Annotated in this window: 14 protein-coding genes and 1 pseudogene; 9 read left to right on the top strand and 6 right to left on the bottom strand. The window is 43.4% G+C overall.

What is annotated here, in order from left to right; translation table 11 throughout:
- Nucleotides 1-63: 63 nt before the first annotated feature.
- The gene (locus J502_RS06605) at nucleotides 64-1,194 is read right to left on the bottom strand and encodes a TDT family transporter (RefSeq protein ID WP_034683475.1); all 1,131 of its coding nucleotides are present in this window, start codon (nucleotides 1,192-1,194) and stop codon (nucleotides 64-66) included.
- 210 nt (nucleotides 1,195-1,404) lie between these two features.
- Here J502_RS06605 and ribF point away from each other — a divergent pair, with 210 nt between their 5' ends.
- The 6 genes from ribF to J502_RS06575 all read left to right on the top strand — a co-directional run bounded on the left by ribF (nucleotide 1,405) and on the right by J502_RS06575 (nucleotide 7,745).
- Nucleotides 1,405-2,406, top strand: a complete 1,002-nt coding sequence (ribF, locus tag J502_RS06600) for a riboflavin biosynthesis protein RibF (RefSeq protein ID WP_005404708.1) — start codon at nucleotides 1,405-1,407, stop codon at nucleotides 2,404-2,406.
- Between the two features lie 64 nt (nucleotides 2,407-2,470).
- Nucleotides 2,471-5,311: an isoleucine--tRNA ligase gene (ileS, locus tag J502_RS06595; RefSeq protein ID WP_034683472.1), complete on the top strand. Its 2,841-nt coding sequence runs from the start codon at nucleotides 2,471-2,473 to the stop codon at nucleotides 5,309-5,311.
- A complete protein-coding gene (lspA, locus tag J502_RS06590) occupies nucleotides 5,304-5,840 on the top strand; it encodes a signal peptidase II (RefSeq protein ID WP_034683471.1) in 537 nt (178 codons plus the stop codon). The genes ileS and lspA overlap by 8 nt, the downstream gene beginning before the upstream one ends.
- Entirely contained in the window at nucleotides 5,837-6,319 is a 483-nt protein-coding gene (locus tag J502_RS06585) for an FKBP-type peptidyl-prolyl cis-trans isomerase (RefSeq protein ID WP_005017480.1), read from the top strand. The genes lspA and J502_RS06585 overlap by 4 nt, the downstream gene beginning before the upstream one ends.
- Before the next feature lie 311 nt (nucleotides 6,320-6,630).
- Nucleotides 6,631-7,035: a citrate:sodium symporter gene (locus tag J502_RS06580; RefSeq protein ID WP_249301522.1), complete on the top strand. Its 405-nt coding sequence runs from the start codon at nucleotides 6,631-6,633 to the stop codon at nucleotides 7,033-7,035.
- Between the two features lie 170 nt (nucleotides 7,036-7,205).
- The gene (locus J502_RS06575; protein ID WP_005017485.1) at nucleotides 7,206-7,745 is read left to right on the top strand and encodes an NADPH-dependent FMN reductase; all 540 of its coding nucleotides are present in this window, start codon (nucleotides 7,206-7,208) and stop codon (nucleotides 7,743-7,745) included.
- Between the two features lie 84 nt (nucleotides 7,746-7,829).
- Here the strand turns inward: J502_RS06575 and tyrS are convergent, their stop codons facing one another.
- Nucleotides 7,830-9,062, bottom strand: a complete 1,233-nt coding sequence (gene tyrS, locus J502_RS06570; protein ID WP_171072016.1) for a tyrosine--tRNA ligase — start codon at nucleotides 9,060-9,062, stop codon at nucleotides 7,830-7,832.
- A 63-nt stretch (nucleotides 9,063-9,125) separates the two neighbouring features.
- Here tyrS and J502_RS06565 point away from each other — a divergent pair, with 63 nt between their 5' ends.
- Nucleotides 9,126-10,256, top strand: a complete 1,131-nt coding sequence (locus J502_RS06565) for an anhydro-N-acetylmuramic acid kinase (RefSeq protein WP_034683467.1) — start codon at nucleotides 9,126-9,128, stop codon at nucleotides 10,254-10,256.
- 113 nt (nucleotides 10,257-10,369) lie between these two features.
- Entirely contained in the window at nucleotides 10,370-11,215 is an 846-nt protein-coding gene (locus J502_RS06560; RefSeq protein WP_034683466.1) for an alpha/beta fold hydrolase, read from the top strand.
- 52 nt (nucleotides 11,216-11,267) lie between these two features.
- Here J502_RS06560 and erpA read toward each other — a convergent pair whose 3' ends face one another.
- From erpA to J502_RS06540, 4 genes are all read right to left on the bottom strand, one after another.
- Nucleotides 11,268-11,603 carry an iron-sulfur cluster insertion protein ErpA gene (gene erpA, locus J502_RS06555; RefSeq protein WP_005017496.1) on the bottom strand — a complete coding sequence of 112 codons (336 nt, stop codon included), beginning with the start codon at nucleotides 11,601-11,603 and terminating at the stop codon, nucleotides 11,268-11,270.
- 124 nt (nucleotides 11,604-11,727) lie between these two features.
- Entirely contained in the window at nucleotides 11,728-12,732 is a 1,005-nt protein-coding gene (locus J502_RS06550; protein ID WP_034683464.1) for a putative solute-binding protein, read from the bottom strand.
- 132 nt (nucleotides 12,733-12,864) lie between these two features.
- Nucleotides 12,865-13,872: a putative solute-binding protein gene (locus J502_RS06545; protein WP_005017500.1), complete on the bottom strand. Its 1,008-nt coding sequence runs from the start codon at nucleotides 13,870-13,872 to the stop codon at nucleotides 12,865-12,867.
- Between the two features lie 197 nt (nucleotides 13,873-14,069).
- Nucleotides 14,070-15,077, bottom strand: a complete 1,008-nt coding sequence (locus tag J502_RS06540) for a putative solute-binding protein (protein WP_005405795.1) — start codon at nucleotides 15,075-15,077, stop codon at nucleotides 14,070-14,072.
- A 223-nt stretch (nucleotides 15,078-15,300) separates the two neighbouring features.
- Here J502_RS06540 and J502_RS06535 point away from each other — a divergent pair.
- Nucleotides 15,301-17,234: pseudogene (locus tag J502_RS06535) on the top strand (ATP-binding cassette domain-containing protein).
- Nucleotides 17,235-17,369 lie beyond the last annotated feature (135 nt).

The raw sequence follows: 17,369 nt of genomic DNA, 5'->3' as shown, positions 1-17,369 counted from the left end.
TATTAGAAAATAAAGTTAACTCAGGTACAAGGTACTAAGGACTGATTAATCCACTGTAAATACTTAACCCTTGTCCAGAAAACTTTTCAGGCAAGGTGAGAACAACAGGTTGCCACGATAAAACCCTTGTACGGTCTTAGTCGCAACAACCACCCAGAGTATGATTAAAATATAGGCCAAGCTAGAGGCAATATTATGTAATATAGAGAGCTGCAGCTGCTGGCCCAGAGTGTAAATGGCCAGTGTAAACACCCCTAATGGAAAGGTTAAACCCCACCACCCCAAATTGAAAGGTAGACCTCTTTTTATATATTTTAAGGTCGTCAATACTGCAAGACCAAGCCACCAAAGCCCGAACCCCAGTAGAATCAAACTGCTGGCAGTACCTGCATACTGCAAAAACATGCCTAAATCTTTCTGTCCAATAAAAGTTAGAATGCGTGGTGCCTGTGATCCTAAGCTCAGTAAAGCCAATGCACCCGTTCCAATAGGACCTAATGCCAGCCAGCTGCTAATCGCCATATCTTTAGAAGGTAACTGATGCAGGGCAAGTCTTAACATCAGAATAGTTAATATGGCAAAAGCTGGCAGTACTGAAATCCCCCATAACCCATAACTGGCCATCAATATAGCCACTGTCTGCTGGCTTATAGCCAGATATTGTACTAATACTCCACCTGAGTTTGCTGCAACCTCACAGGCTACAATCGGTAATAGCCAGATCGCTGTCATACTGTGTAACTGGTGCTGCTGGCAACTAAACATACAAAAAGGTACTAACCAAGCAATTCCCACTGCCATAACGACATCGATATACCAAAGCAGTTTGGCTATTTCTAGTGCAGAATCGCCATATAGCGGCAAACCGTATTTTAAAAATCCATTTACAATAGTAGCCAAGCCCATAGGAATAGCACCCAGAAACAGACTCATGTTTGAATGAAAAAAGATTTGTCTGGCTTCGGCGGGATAGAACAACCAGCGCAGGCTATAAAGCAGACTAAAGCTGATAAATAAGATAATATTGATCTGCCAGAGGAAAGCACCTCCTAACCACAGATTAATTGAACCAGATGACAGTTCAGGTAAAATAAGTGCTACTACACCCGTTCCCATAGTGACGGTAAACAAGTTAGGTGTGAATTGACGAATGATATCTCGTGGCTGCCCTAGCTGTTCAAATGGCCTGTTCATTACTGTACCTGATCGAATTTTTAATGCAGCACTAATTATAAAAAGGCCCACATATAAATAAAATTGATTTATTTGTATTATATAAATCAATAAAGATGATATATAATTTATTGATCAGCCAAAAAAATGAGTAAAAACACAACAACAAGACGAAACTGTGAGAATATGGCAATATATGACCTTTCAAATTTTGCACTGATTTCTTCGCCCATGAAGCTGCTCCGTCTGAATGCCCTGATGCCCGATTTTCAGCTGCCTGCAACCGCAGTGACAATTGGCAATTTTGATGGTGTCCATCTTGGACATCAGGCCATGATTGCTCAGCTTAAAACTGTTGCTGCCCAGAAAAATTTAAAAACACTGGTTATGCTGTTTGAGCCCCAACCGCTAGAATACTTCAAGGGCTACGAAGCTCCTCCCCGTATCAGCTCACTACGTGAAAAAGTAGAGTATTTGACTGAACTTGGTGTGGACTATATTGCTGTAGCCAAATTCGACGACCAGTTCCGTAGCATGAGTGCAGAAGGCTTTGCGTCCCTTTTAAAAGATAAGCTTCATGCTCATAGCCTAGTATTGGGTGATGATTTTCATTTTGGAAAAAACCGGCAAGGCAATAGCGAATTTCTAAAAAACTATGGCTTTGCAGTCACTAATCTGAATACTGTCGATTTTCAGGGAGAGCGAGTCAGTTCGACACGGATCCGGCAGGTATTACAGCAGGGTGACCTGACTCTTGCTGCCCAGCTTTTAGGACGTCCCTACAGTATGGTGGGTCGAATTCAGTATGGTGACCAGATTGGGCGTACCTTGAATTTCCCGACCATTAATGTAGGGATGAACCGGCATAAGCCCTGCCTGCATGGAATTTATGCGGTAGAAGTGATCTCTGAGCATAATTCTCTTGCTGCCAGAGTACGTCTGGAACACCCAGATTTACCCGGAATTGCAGGTTATGGACCGGAGAGTTTATTTGGTGCCGGACATGTGGGAACACGGCCCGCAATTCAGCAGCAACAGCCAGAGTGGCGATTAGAAGTACACTTTCCTGAGGTTTCTGCTAATCTGTATGGCTTGCTGGTGCGGGTCACTTTTTTAAAATATCTGCATGGTGAAGTAAATTATCCTTCGCTTGAAGCATTAAAGACCGGAATTGATAATGATGTAGCCAAGCTCATTGAGTTTCGTAGAAATACCCCCAAATTCCCTGTTTAAATTCTGTTTTTTTGATTGTAAAACCCGTCAGCGTTCAAGCTGATTGAACTGGAAGACAACTTGCATGAGCGATAAGCAAACTCCTGAAAATGCTGTGGATTATAAAGCCACACTAAATCTGCCGGGCACTGAATTTGCCATGAAGGCAAATCTGGCAGTACGTGAAGTAAAATGGTTAGAAGAGTGGTACGCCGACAACATTTATCAGCAGATTCGCACATCGCGTATTGGCAAGAAAAAATATATTTTGCATGATGGCCCTCCCTATGCAAATGGCACAATTCACTTGGGTCATGCAGTCAATAAAGTCTTAAAAGATATTATTGTTAAAAGTCGCACATTATCTGGCTTTGATGCACCTTATGTTCCAGGCTGGGACTGCCACGGTTTGCCAATTGAACTCAAAGTTGAAGAAAAAGTAGGTAAAGTGGGCGAAAAAGTTGATGCAGCCACTTTCCGTAAATTATGCCGTGAATATGCTTCACAACAAATTGATCTGCAGCGTAACGACTTCAAGCGTCTGGGCGTACTGGGTGATTGGGATAATCCTTATCTGACCATGAATTACAAGCAGGAAGCAGATATTGTTCGTGCACTGGGCCAGATTCAGAAAAATGGTCATATTCAGCCTGGCTTAAAGCCGGTGAACTGGTGCATGGACTGTGGCTCGGCACTGGCTGAAGCTGAAGTTGAATATGAAGATAAAAAATCTGATGCAATTGATGTCGGTTTTAGTGTCGTTGACTTAAAAGACTTATCTACCCGTTTGAAGGTAGAAATTGATGTGCCTACTGATATTGTTATCTGGACCACAACACCATGGACCCTTCCGGCTAACCAGGCAGTTTCAGTACATGCTGAAATTGAATATCAGCTGGTACAGACCCAGACAGACAAAGGCTTACACAATCTGATTCTGGCCAAAGATCTGGTAGAGTCTGCTGTAGAACGTTATAAGCTAGAAAACCCGGTAGTACTGGCCGATTTTACCGGCGCAGTGATTGAAAACCTGCAACTCCAGCACCCACTTCTGGCAGATCGCCAGGTTCCGGTCATTTTAGGTGAACATGTGATTGCAACCAGTGGTACGGGTGCAGTACATACTGCGCCTGGCCATGGTGTAGATGACTATAAAGTTGGTCTGCTCTATCAGCTGAAAGTCGATAATCCGGTGGGTGGTAATGGAGTATATCTGCCAACTTCACCACTTTTCCCGGGTGTACACATCTATAAAGCCAATCCGCAAATCATTGAAGCCCTTGGTGCAGCAGGCCGTTTGTGGGCACATCAGCCAATTCGACACAGTTATCCACACTGCTGGCGCCACAAGACTCCTATTATTTTCCGTGCAACGCCTCAATGGTTCATTAGTATGGATCAGCAAAATTTACGTCAGGGTGCACTGGATGCGATTGAAGATGACATCGAATTTGTACCAAGCTGGGGTAAAAATCGGATTGAATCCATGATTGATGGCCGCCCGGACTGGTGTATCTCACGTCAGCGTACCTGGGGTGTGCCAATTCCGTTTTTTGTACATAAAGATACTAATGAGCTGCATCCACGTACTCCGGAACTGATCGAAGAAGTTGCCAAGCTGATTGAACAGGAAGGTATTGATGCCTGGTTTAACCGTGAAGCGAAAGACTTTATTGGTGATGATGCCGAGCATTATAATGCCGTGCGTGACACGCTGGATGTCTGGTTCGATTCAGGTACAACCCACTATGCTGTACTTGACCAGCGTGAAGATCTGGAAAGCCCGGCTGACCTTTATCTAGAGGGCTCAGACCAGCATCGTGGCTGGTTCCAGTCATCCCTGCTGACGTCTATAGCGATTCATAACCGTGCGCCTTACAAAGCCTTACTGACCCATGGCTTTACAGTAGATGAAAACGGACGCAAGCTATCAAAATCGCTAGGGAATTATATCCCGCTAGATGACATCATCAAGCAGCTGGGAGCTGATGGTCTACGCCTATATGTTGCTTCAAGCGACTACCGCTATGAAATTGCAGCAAGTAAAGAAGTCTTTAACCGTGTTAGCGACAGTTATCGCCGTATCCGTAATACTCTACGCTTCCTGCTGGCCAATCTAAATGGCTTTAAGCCAAGTACTGATGCACTGCCAGTAGACCAGCTGATTGCATTGGATCAGTATATCTTGCAACGTGCGCATGAGGTTCAGCAGAGCATCCTTACTGCTTATGATGAAATGAACTTTCATGTCGTCTGTAGCTCACTAACCAATTTCTGTATTAATGATCTGGGCGGTTTTTATCTGGACATTATTAAAGACCGTCAGTACACCACCAAAACCGACTCGCAGGCACGTCGCTCTGCGCAGACTGCGTTATATCATATCGTACAGGCCTTTATCCGCTGGATGAGCCCAATCCTGAGCTTTACTGCACAAGAGGCTTGGCCACTGATTCCTGAGCAGTCAGAAAAATATGTATTTATGAGCGAGTGGTATCAGATTCCGGTGGCCTCAACAGCCAATCTGATTTCTGAAGAAAACTGGCAAACATTAATTACAGTAAAATCTGCAGTAAACAAACAGATTGAAGCAGCACGTAACGCTAAACTGGTCGGCTCTAACCTCTCTGCCAAGGTTGAACTCTGGGCCCAACCAGCGTTAAAAAGTATTCTGGACCAACTGGGCAATGAGCTGCGCTTTGTCCTGATCACCTCTCAGGTTATTGTTCATGACTTTGAGAAAGCAGGTGAAAGTACCGAGCTCGAAGGTCTGCGTGTCAAAGTTTCAGCGGCAGAAGGTGAAAAATGCGCTCGCTGCTGGCATGTACTGCCTGATGTTAATACACATGCAGGTCATCCAGGTATTTGCGGACGCTGCCTAATTAACCTTCCTTCTGGTCAGGGCGAAGAGAGAAAATATGCCTAATACACCGCAAAGAAAAGGCTGGTTCCAGTTCTATCCACATAATCTGGTGTGGATCGGGCTGGCAATTGTTGCCATTATTTTGGATCAATGGACCAAATGGATTGCAACAAACCATCTGAACTATGCCGATCCGGTAGCCGTACTGCCCTTTTTAAACTGGACGCTGCTACATAATTATGGTGCAGCATTCAGTTTTCTGTCTGATGCCGGTGGCTGGCAGCGTTATTTATTTGCCGGACTGGCGGCTGGGGTTTCCTTGCTGTTTGTTTTCTGGCTAATGCGTATGCCAAAACATCTGGTCATTTTACCAATGGCTATTGCCCTGATTCTAGGGGGCGCCATCGGTAACCTGATAGACCGGGTCAGTCTGGGTTATGTAGTAGATTTTATTCATGTCTACTATCAGAACAGTCACTTTCCTGCATTTAATATTGCTGATAGTGCCATCACTCTTGGAACAATCCTGTTATTAATCGATACTTTCTTTCTGGAAAAACACCGGATTCAACGTGCAGAGGCAACAAAATGACAGAGTTACTCAACCCGAATGAAGATACCCGAATTGAAGAAGGTTCTCAGGTAGAGCTGCACTTTTCAGTTGCCATTGAAGATGGTGTTGAAATAGATAATACCCGCAGCCGTGAAGAGCCGGTGAGTCTGGTGATTGGTGACGGTAATTTACTGCCAGGCTTTGAACAGGCTCTTTTTGGTTTAAGGGCAGGTGACCGCCGTACTGTACATTTACCGGCAGAAGATGCCTTTGGACCGTGGAATCCGGAAAATATTCAACGCTTTGATACGGTCAAATTTGAACAACGCCCTGTGGTTGGCCAAATGATCGAGTTTGAAGACAAAGCTAAAAGCAGCCTGTACGGTGTGGTCAGATCAGTGAATGATGACATGACCGAGATAGACTTTAACCATCCGCTGGCAGGTAAAAATATCAGTTTTGAGGTTGAAATCTTCAAGGTTACACCAGCAGGTCAGCAAGGTATTAAACTCATCTAGACGCTGCCTAAAATCAATCATTCTAAAGCCGGTCTGTGTATGTCCGGCTTTTTTTATTATAAGTAAAATATAAACTAAATATTTAAATGTCTAGCCAGTTTACTGATCATTTAAATGATCAGCAGATGGTTTTTCTAAAGGTCTATATAATAAAAAGCGATGAATGCAGCTTCACGCTTGGCTATATATCAGGCTAGAATTCAATCAGCCATAAAGACTGGCAGATATCTAAACATACACTTTATCCCAGTTTTAATTATAAAAATTATTACTCAGCTTAAGTGCTGTATGATTAAAAACAATGAGTTGTTATGCTGACACTAACTGTTTTATTACGTTGTCTTTCTAGCGCAATACGCGAAGCATTATTACAAACCCTGAATGAATGTGCCCAGCACCAGATTACCCAAGTCCAAGTATCTCATCTTTTTTTACAGCTCTTAAAGCAATCCGAACCAAATGAATTAATCTTTTTATTAGACCGTTATGATATTTCTGTCTTGGAGCTCAGGCGGCAGCTGAATATAGCTTTACTTTCAGCACATATTCAAAGCTACAGTACATTGGTGTTAAGTGAGGCTTTAATTATTTTATTGCAACAGGCCTGGCAGTTTTCCCAAACAGAGCAATGTCCGCAGATTAATATATTTCACCTTCTACAGGCATTAATGGATACAGATATTTTATTATGTCAAAAGCTTGTTCTCCAGTCATAGATCTGGTCGAACGATCTGAAATATTGAATAGCCATCTAACGATTATACCTGCTTAAAAATTAAACTGGTTCATAACTTTTGATGTTTTAAAATAGAGATACAAATTCTGTCTAGGCGCTTTCCAAAAAAATAATTAGTTTAATAAAGATCATGCCCAACCGGAAAATATTATGAAAATCTATATTATTGTAGGCAGCATACGTGAAGGTCGTACTGCTATTAAGGTGGCCAAATGGGTTCTCGAGGCTATTGAGAGTTTTGACTATAACACCCTGGAAACTGAAATCGTTGATTTAAAAGAATGGGATTTGCCTGTTTTTGCCGGAAGCCATCCGCCCATTACAGGTATCTATGACCAGCCAAAACAACAGCAATGGGCAGAAAAAATTTCCGAAGGTGATGGCTTTATTTTTATTAGTCCTGAATATAATCATGGTTATAGTCCAGCCCTGAAAAATGCTCTAGATTACTTAGGTAAAGAATGGCAAGGCAAACCTGCTGCCTATGTGGGTTATGGGGCAACCAATGGTTCACGTTCAATTGACCAGTTACGCCAGGTCGGGACCTATCTGGGTTTAATCGACTCTAACGCTACTCTAGAAATTCGTGATATTTTCAAGCGTAATCAAACTGAGCAGTTTGAAGGTAATGAAGCCGAGATTAAGATCCTAAGATCAGTGATAGAAAAACTGATAAATCACGCTATTTAGCAATATATCCTATAGTTCAAATGATTCTGTCAAATAAAAGTGATAAAAAAGCAGGTCCAGAGACCTGCTTTTTTATTCATCTATTTAGTCAGTAAAGGTAACTTTAGCAATCGCCTTTTTGCCTGCCTGAATAATATAAGTTTTATTTTCTTTTACTGAAAAGTCTGCATCTACTACTTCCCAGTCAACTTTAACGGCGCCCCGTGCTACAGCATCTTTAGCCTGCGCTGCATTTTTAGTTAAACCCGCAGTACGTAAAATGGACGCAATAAAGATCTCACCACCAAATTCGGCACGAGAAATAGTTACTTCAGGTGTGCCTTCTGGCAATTCACCTTCAGTAATAATATTTCCTGCACCTTTATGCGCATTGGCCGCTGCTTCACTGCCATGGAAACGCTCAACCAGTTCCAGTGCCAGAATACGCTTGATTTCCTGCGGATTACGGCCTTCTGTCATCTCTTTGAGCAGTTCTTGAATTTCAGGCATCGATTTAAAGCTGAGCAGTTCAAAGTAACGTTCGATCAGGCTGTCTGGCATCGACAGTACCTTTTGGTACATTGCGCCTGGTGCATCAAATACACCGATGTAATTGCCCAGAGACTTCGACATTTTCTGTACACCATCCAAGCCTTCTAGAATTGGTACGGTAATACAGACTTGAGACTCTTGATGATAGCGGCCTTGCAAGGTACGGCCCATTAATAGATTAAATGTCTGGTCCGTACCACCAAGCTCAACATCCGCTTCCAGAGCAATTGAGTCATAACCCTGCACCAGCGGGTATAAAAATTCATGAATCGCGATCGGCTGCTGACTGCTATAGCGCTTGGTGAAATCATCACGTTCCAGCATACGTGCAACGGTCTGCTGGGAAGCCAGTTGAATCAGATCAGCCGCAGTCTTGCTGGCAAACCATTCTGAGTTGAATACCACCTTGGTTTTATTCGGGTCAAGAATTTTAAAGACCTGTTCCTGATAGGTTTTGGCATTTTCCAGAACCTGTTCACGCGATAATGGCGGACGTGTTGCACTCTTGCCGGTCGGATCACCGATCATGGCAGTATAGTCACCAATCAGGAAATATACATCGTGGCCTAAATCCTGAAATACTTTAAGCTTATTAATTAAAACCGTATGACCCAGATGCAGGTCAGGGGCAGTTGGATCAAAACCCGCTTTAACTTTAAGGGGACGGTTTTCTTTTAATTTCTTCAGAAGATCTTCTTCAGAGATAATTTCATGAGTGCCTCGTTGAATGAGGGCAAGTTGTTCTTCAGCCGGCAGGAAATTTGACATCACAAAACCCAAACACATCAGTTATACAATTTGTGAGATATACTAACACTTTTTCAGCACATTGCAGGCTTAAGAATCATCATGACAGCGATCTATATCGGGGTAATGACCGGCACCAGCATGGATGGTGTCGATATCGTTGCTGCTTCTTTTGATCCTCTGCGGCTCCACGCTACCCTGACATTACCATTCGATCCGGAATTACGTGACGAGCTGATGGCATTAACCCTGCCAGATGATAATGAAATTGACCGGATGGGAGCTGCTGATGTTGCTCTGGGCCAAATGATCGGTCATGGTATTAACCAGATGATTGAAAAAAATGCTCTGGACCGTAGCCAGATCAGGGCCATCGGTTCACATGGCCAAACTATTCGTCATCGTCCTGAACATCATTTTACCCTACAGATTGGTGACCCTCATATTATTGCCGAACTGACCGGTATTGCAGTGGTATCTGATTTTCGTCGTCGTGATATGGCAGCCGGTGGCCAAGGTGCACCGCTCGTGCCAGCTTTTCATCAGGCCCTATTTCAGCATCCTGAAATTCACCGGGTGATTTTAAATCTGGGAGGTATTGCCAATGTCAGTCTGTTACCTGCTGGTCAGCCCGAGAAAGTCTATGGGTTTGATACCGGTCCGGCCAATATCCTGATGGATGGCTGGTGTCAGCGTTATACAGGTCATCCTTATGATGAAAATGGCAGTTGGGCTGCCTATGGTCAGCCAATTCGTGCTTTACTGGAACGCTTACAGGCGCATGAGTATTTTTCAAAAGAACCTCCAAAAAGTACCGGACGTGAAGACTTTAATCTGGACTGGCTGGATGAGCAGATACAGGACTGGCGTAATGATGATCTGGGGTATGATGAGCTGGAAGATACACCCGAAAATGTACAGGCTACTTTATTAAAGCTGACTACAAGGGCAATTAAAAAAGCCATTTACCGTTCAGGACTGGATACAGGTGAAGTATATGTATGTGGCGGCGGTGCTTACAATGCACATTTATTAGACCAGTTACGCTGGCGCCTGCGCAAGCATCAGTGGAGTGTGCAGACTACTGACAGTCTGGGCCTTAGTCCAACCTGGGTAGAAGCAACAGCATTTGCTTGGCTTGCTATGCGGTTTGTACAGCAGCAAAGTGGTAACCTGCCTGCTGTTACCGGTGCACAAGGCTTTCGCATTTTAGGCAGTATGACTGCAACCTGATTAGACGAGCTATAAATGAGCTAAAGCATACCTTCTGGTGAAGATACACCGCAGTGATTTTTACTAAAATATATGACTAAACAAAAATTCAAAGTAACAATAAGAGAAAAAAGATGATTGATTTAAGTAAACAGCGCCTTGAGCGTTATCATCGTGGTGAACTGAGCTTTGACCTGATCGATAGCGGTCCGCTAGAAGGTGAAGCTGTGGTACTGCTCCATGGCTTTCCCGAAACGGCACAATGCTGGGATCAGGTCCGGGTTCAGCTCAATGCAGCAGGTTTTCGTACCTTTGCACCGAACCAGCGTGGCTATAGCCTTGATGCACGCCCTGAAGGACGTCAGGCTTATCGGATGCAGGAGCTACTTCAAGATCTGGATCTGCTGATTGACCAGATTAACCAGCCAGTGCATTTGGTTGGCCATGACTGGGGAGCAATTGTGGCATGGGAATACGCTATGCATTACCCTAAAAAATTAAAAAATCTGGTGGTGTTATCTGTACCTCATCCGGGTGCTTTCCTGCGTGCCCTGCTTGCCTCGGACCAGCTATTTAAATCTTATTATATCGGGTTATTTCAGCTGCCTAAATTGCCAGAATTATTATTTGAAAAATTTCCAAAAATAGGTCTGGGTTTACTTAAAAATTCAGGGATGACCAAGCAGCAACTGGAAATTTTCAAAACAGAAATGCTGGAACAGGGCCGTTTAAGTTATAGCCTGAACTGGTATCGGGCACTACCTTTCAATGCCCGTTTCCAGCGATTCGATCCGGTCACTGTCCCTACTCTGTTTATCGGCGGTACCCAGGATGTGGCTATTAGTGATGCTGGCGTTAAACTAAACCAGCGTTATGTACAGGCGCCGTACCGTGAAGTCATGTTAGAGGCCAACCACTGGCTTCCTGTGCAGCAAGCTGCTGTAGTCAGCCAGCTTATCCTGGAGCAGATTCAGGCTTAACTACAATGATAAAAAAACCCATCTCAGGATGGGTTTTTTAAACAGTTATCTTCTAGATTGAAAATGAAGATCCGCAACCGCAGGTCGTAGTAGCATTCGGATTCTCAACGATAAAACGTGATCCTTCCAGTCCCTGAATATAATCAACCACTGAACCTACCAAATACTGGTAACTTAGTGAATCTACCAGCATGGTTACATCGCCATTGGTAAATTCAGCATCATCTTCATTCATGCTTTCGGCAAAGTTAAAACCGTAAGAGAATCCTGAGCAGCCGCCTCCTGTTACATAGACACGTAACATTAAATCCTGATTCCCTTCGCTTTCACGGAGTTGGCGCACTTTATTTGCAGCATTATCTGACAACACAAGAGCTGGGGCATTCATACTGGGCGTTCCTCAACAAATTCATCTGCCTTAAAAGGCAAAGGCCATATATTTAAAGTATAACATACTCAATATATGGCCAGCGCCTGAACTTTAAAGTTTATCCTGAGTTATTTTATCAGGTTTATTTATAGTTCTCATCCTGTAGGCTGCATTCAAAATTACTGCGGTCTTCTTTACAGCGGAATTGCCATAACAGCTTCATCATGCGCTTGTCATAAATACCACGTCTGGTCAGGTCAATCCGTGATTCACGCATCAGTTTCTGGTAACCCGGCTTATCTGCTGCTGGTATATTCATCCAGTATTTCTGTGGAATATCCGCCTTCATTTTTCCAAGAATGCTAAATGCACGTGGTAACTGGGTTTTGACCCATTCCCGCGATTTTTGTCCATAGCCTGCGGGGAACTTGTCTGGGCGAATAATCAGGTTTCCTGTTACCTGCAGAATTGGATAATTAACAATAGCGCCTTTGGTACCGAGACCTTTATGTAATTCCAGCGGTTTAAACACGGCTGCCGGCGCGCCGATAATATCGACCTGGCGGTTATTGAACTTGCTGCCAAAATTAGTTACATCGGCACTAACTGCCTGCGCACCGATTTGCTGAACCATAATCTTCTGGGCTTCATCATAATCAAGAACTGCAATTTTTTTGCCAGCTGCTTTAGCAACTGTATTAATACTACGGTTATTTACCATCAAGAATGCATCGCCGACCGGAATAACCCCTGCAACTTCATATTTACTATTGGTCATATATTTAGCAAAAGTCGGGCTGGCTAAGCCTTGCATAACCTTAACAGCCAACTTAAGGTCCGGAATAGCTCCGATTGCATCCAGGGAACCGGTAAATTTATTAAACTGTCGGCCACGCATACCGGTAACACTAATTCCGTCACATTTCCCGGCTTTAAAATCTTCAGCAATCACTGCCTCATTCTGGCCTACACGCAGTTCGATATCTGCTCCCCAGTTTTTAGCAGCAAGCTGATAGTCTTTCATTAAAGTATATACATCGCCATTTTTACCGACCAGATCAAAAACACAAAAAACCTGTTTTGCCTGAGCTGCTTCTGCTGCCATTAATATTCCTGCACCCAGCACAAGTGCTTTAGTCCATTGCATAATTTTATCCTTTCAATTTTATTTTTTCTTATTTTCTGTTTTCTATCCGGCAGCTGAGTACTGACCTTACATACCTATAAAAATACAGACAAAAAAGCCCGGTTTATAGCCAGGTTTTTTAACTTCCATAATTTATTCGCCTGCCATAGAGCATTCGAAGTTGGCTTTATCGACTGCACAGCGAGCTTTCTTCAATACTGCCATCATATTTTTGTCATAAATACCCTGTCTGGTTAAATCCATACGGCCATCACGTAACATCTTCTGGTATTTAAGCTTATCTTCAGCACTTAGATTCATTTTATATTTGCCCGGAATACCGGCTTCTAAACGCTGAATCATTGAAAAGCTTTTTGGCAGCTGTTTGGCAAACCAGGTACGTGATTGCTGACCAAAACCAGCCGGGAATTTATCGGCTCGCAAGACCAAGTCAGCGGTTACCTGTAATACCGGGAAATTCATCATCGCGCCATTACTGCCCAGACCTTTATAAATTTCCAAAGGTTTATAAGCATAAGCCGGCGCACCGACCATATCGACCTGGCCATTATTAAATTTGGCCACAAAGTTAGATACATCAGACAGGACTGCCTGTGCTCCAATACGCTGTACCATAATTTTCTGGGCATTGTCATAGCCCAATACTGCAAACTTCTTACCTGCTGCTTTCTCAACAGAATTAATATTTTTATCACGTACAAAGATATAAGCTGAACCTAAAGGTGATACACCGGCAACTTCATATTTATTACCACCCAGAGTTGTAGTCATTTTGCCGGCATTACGGGCATCCAGTACATAAGAGATTGCACGTTGGGCCACAGCATTACTTGGCACAGCACCCAAGGCATCAATAGAACCCACGAATTTGTTATACGGACGGGCGCGCATTGAAGTCATAAAAACTGCATCACATTTACCTGCCTTGAAATCACTGTCCGCTACAGCTTCATCCTGACGTGGAACCAGGTTAATATCTGCTTTCCAGGATTTTGCAGCCAATGCCCACTCTTCCATCATTTTGTAGGATTCACCAGATTTACCCAGTAAATCGAAGACACAAACATCTACTTTGGCCTGAGCAGTGCCTGCCAGACCTAAAAGTGCAGTGGTAACAGCAGTCAGTACTATTCTTTTCATTGTTTTCTTCCTTTTTTGAGATTTTATTCTCGAACTTCCCTTACATTGCAAGATATTACCCAGCTTTATTTAAAAAAAATAGAGTATTTGCTCCATTTTTTTAAATTGTGATCTATCTCTGCATTTTTTAAGTAATTAAAATTTTCTATCTACACTTATAGTCAGGAAATCAATAGCTACAAAACTTTCATTTTGTATCATTCGCCTGAGAGTGAACATTCAAAGTTAGTCCGCTCTACTGTGCAGCGCGCCCTTTTTAACACACGCATCATGGTCTCATCATAAATGCCCTGACGGGTCAAATCGATGCGGCCTTCACGTAATAAACGTTGATAAGCAGTACGGTCTTCACTGGACAGCTGGATTCGTAATTTTGCAGGAATGCCTGCTTCAAGACGTTGTACCATAGCCATGCTGCGAGGCAACTGTTTTAAGAACCATTGACGTGACTTGGCAGCAAAGTCCTGTGGAAATTTATCTGGCCGGATAATCAGGTCTGCAGTAACATTGACTACCGGGAAATTGATCATGGCGCCATTTGGGCCCATGCCTTTATAAATTTCCAAAGGCCGGTAAGCATACGCAGGCGCTGCAACAATATCCGCCTGTCCATTATTAAATTTACTGACAAAATTCGAAATTTCCGAGGCCACCGGCTTGGCATTAATACGCTGTACCATGATCCGTTGAGCAGCATCATGCCCAAGAACTGCAAATTTTTTCTTGGCGATTTTTTCAACTGTATTAATATTACGGTCTTTTACAAAAATATAAGCTGCGCCGAGCTGACCGATTCCGGCAACTTCATATACCTGTCCCTCCAGTCTGCTCACCAGACGTTTACTATTACGCTGATCCAGAGCATAGCTGATGGCCTTTTGGGCTATTGCATTACTAGGTACCCCACCTAGGGCATCAATTGAACCAGCAAATTTGTTAAAAGCACGAGCACGAATAGAAGTCATATACACACCATCACAATTTCCAGCTCGAAACTCACGCTCTGCCTGTGCCTCATCTGCTACAATTTTTAGTCCGACATCAGCATTCCAGTTCTTGGAAGCCAGCAGCCAGTCTTCCATCAGTTTATAGGACTCGCCAGCTTTGCCCAGCAAATCAAAAACACAGATATCTACTTTGGCTTGGGCTGAATGAGCAAATAAAAAAAGTGAAGCAGCAGCTAACAGAATTTTTCCCTTATTCATCTTATTCATCCTGAGTCTTATTGTTTAAATGAGGGCTTTATCACTATAAACAGCTTAACTGTACAAAAATAGAGCATTCACTCTAATTTCCGATAAAGTGTTTTTGTGTTGAGTCAAATTATTAGATGAAATTCATATTCTTTTGCAGAGACAGGTGATTTTTTGTTTTTCCTAGCAGATATCCTTTAAAATGGCCTACCTCTGATAATAGATTTGCGTATTCATGATTCAGCTTGACCAACTTTCGATTCGCCGCGGTGGCCGTATACTCTTTAAAAAAGCGAGCATGCAACTGCATCCAGGCTGGAAGATTGGTCTGACCGGAGTTAACGGCGCCGGTAAATCTACTCTGTTTTCGGCATTGCTCGGCAATATGTCGGCCGATGAAGGTTCTCTAAGCCGTCCTGCGGTATGGACAGTTGCTCATATGGCACAGGAAGTCGAAGCACTGGATATGGCAGCACTGGATTTTGTATTATCAGGTGATGAAGAATATTGGGAAATTCAGGCAAAACTGGAACAGTCCGACCAGCTATCTGATCATGATATTGCCATTTACATGGCCGCTTTGACGAGATTAATGGTTATTCGGCTCCTGCCAAGGCAGCACAGCTTATGGCAGGGCTGGGCTTTTTCGAATATCAGCTAAAACTGGCAGTATCCAGTTTTTCTGGAGGATGGCGTATGCGTCTGAATCTGGCCCGTACCCTGATGAGTCGCTCAGACCTGCTTTTGCTGGATGAACCGACTAACCACTTGGACCTTGATGCCATTTTATGGCTGGAAGACTGGTTAAATGCCTATGAAGGTACTTTGGTCCTAATCTCACACGACCGTGATTTTCTTGATGCTGTCACTGATCATATCCTGCATATTGAAAATCAGGAGCTTACTTTATATACCGGAAATTATTCCACTTTTGAACGGACCCGTAGTGAACGTCTGGCCCAGCAGCAACAGGCTTATGAAAAACAGCTGGAAACCCGCGCACACCTGCAAAAATATATTGACCGTTTTAAGGCACAGGCCACCAAAGCACGTCAGGCACAGAGTCGAATCAAGCAACTGGAGCGAATGCAGGAACTTTCGGCTGCCCATGTCGATACGCCCTTTACGTTCAGTTTTCGTGAACCTAGCAAAATGAGTTCACCCTTACTGACATTAGAACATGCGGATATTGGTTATGGGGAAAAACTGATTGCCACTAATATCCAGATTCAGATTACGCCTTCAAGCCGTATTGGTCTGCTGGGAATGAACGGAGCAGGTAAATCTACTCTGATTAAATCACTCGTAGGCGATCTGCCCCTACTTAAAGGTTTACGTCATCCTTCAGAACTGCTCAATATTGGCTATTTTGCCCAGCACCAGATGGATGCGCTAGATGGTCAGGCCAGCCCTATGCTGCAACTGGCACGAATTGCCGACAAGAAAATCAGTGAGGCCAGCCTGCGCTCTTTTTTAGGTAGCTTTGGTTTTAGTGGCGAACGCATGGATACACCCAGTGAAAGTTTTTCAGGTGGAGAACGGGCCCGCTTGGCTCTGGCCCTGATTGTCTGGCAGCGTCCAAATGTCCTGATCCTTGACGAACCAACCAACCATCTAGACCTGGATATGCGTCACGCATTAACTATGGCTTTACAGGACTTTCAGGGTGCGGTAGTTCTGGTATCACATGAGCGACAGCTGATTGCCAGTGTTTGTGACGAGTTATTACTGGTACATGACGGTCGTATGACCGAGTTTGAAGGAGACCTTCAGGATTATGCTAACTGGCTACGTCAGGCCCGTACACAAATCATGAAACAGGGCCAGCAGCCTGCTGCGCCAATCCAATCTGTAGTTGTTGATGTACCTGCCATTTCCAAAGTTGATAAAGAAGCACAGCGTAAAGAAGCTGCACGCCGTCGTGATATAACTCGCCCGGTCCGCAAGAAAATCGAACAATGCGAAGCCCGTATTGAAAAATTACAGCCGCGTCTTGAGACACTTGAAACCGAACTAGGTGATTCATCGCTCTATGATAATGACCGCAAGAATGACCTGCTTAAACTGATGAATGAACAGACAGAACTCAAGCTCGCCTTAGCCGAGGCAGAAGAACAGCTTCTGGAATTAATGATGGAGCTTGAAGAGCTGGAACAATCATTTCAGTAATCTAATTCTATATAACCTGATTTTAAATAAAATCAGGTTATATTCTTAAAAAATTAATTTTAAAATCATTTTTGCTACAGTTTTATAATAACTTTATATTTTATTAATAAACCTTACATAAGTATTACCTAAAAA

Origin of the sequence: Acinetobacter sp. 1294596 (genome assembly GCF_000582925.1) — a bacterium.
Lineage (GTDB): Bacteria > Pseudomonadota > Gammaproteobacteria > Pseudomonadales > Moraxellaceae > Acinetobacter > Acinetobacter radioresistens.
This window is presented reverse-complemented; position numbering and strand designations above follow the sequence as displayed.

What these genes read in the sequence shown, in the direction of transcription:
- J502_RS06605 (WP_034683475.1), bottom strand. Translation starts at nt 1,194, where the DNA reads ATGAACAGGCCATTTGAACAGCTAGGGCAGCCACGAGATATCATTCGT.
- ribF (WP_005404708.1), top strand. Translation starts at nt 1,405, where the DNA reads ATGAAGCTGCTCCGTCTGAATGCCCTGATGCCCGATTTTCAGCTGCCT.
- ileS (WP_034683472.1), top strand. Translation starts at nt 2,471, where the DNA reads ATGAGCGATAAGCAAACTCCTGAAAATGCTGTGGATTATAAAGCCACA.
- lspA (WP_034683471.1), top strand. Translation starts at nt 5,304, where the DNA reads ATGCCTAATACACCGCAAAGAAAAGGCTGGTTCCAGTTCTATCCACAT.
- J502_RS06585 (WP_005017480.1), top strand. Translation starts at nt 5,837, where the DNA reads ATGACAGAGTTACTCAACCCGAATGAAGATACCCGAATTGAAGAAGGT.
- J502_RS06580 (WP_249301522.1), top strand. Translation starts at nt 6,631, where the DNA reads ATGCTGACACTAACTGTTTTATTACGTTGTCTTTCTAGCGCAATACGC.
- J502_RS06575 (WP_005017485.1), top strand. Translation starts at nt 7,206, where the DNA reads ATGAAAATCTATATTATTGTAGGCAGCATACGTGAAGGTCGTACTGCT.
- tyrS (WP_171072016.1), bottom strand. Translation starts at nt 9,062, where the DNA reads ATGTGTTTGGGTTTTGTGATGTCAAATTTCCTGCCGGCTGAAGAACAA.
- J502_RS06565 (WP_034683467.1), top strand. Translation starts at nt 9,126, where the DNA reads ATGACAGCGATCTATATCGGGGTAATGACCGGCACCAGCATGGATGGT.
- J502_RS06560 (WP_034683466.1), top strand. Translation starts at nt 10,370, where the DNA reads ATGATTGATTTAAGTAAACAGCGCCTTGAGCGTTATCATCGTGGTGAA.
- erpA (WP_005017496.1), bottom strand. Translation starts at nt 11,603, where the DNA reads ATGAATGCCCCAGCTCTTGTGTTGTCAGATAATGCTGCAAATAAAGTG.
- J502_RS06550 (WP_034683464.1), bottom strand. Translation starts at nt 12,732, where the DNA reads ATGCAATGGACTAAAGCACTTGTGCTGGGTGCAGGAATATTAATGGCA.
- J502_RS06545 (WP_005017500.1), bottom strand. Translation starts at nt 13,872, where the DNA reads ATGAAAAGAATAGTACTGACTGCTGTTACCACTGCACTTTTAGGTCTG.
- J502_RS06540 (WP_005405795.1), bottom strand. Translation starts at nt 15,077, where the DNA reads ATGAATAAGGGAAAAATTCTGTTAGCTGCTGCTTCACTTTTTTTATTT.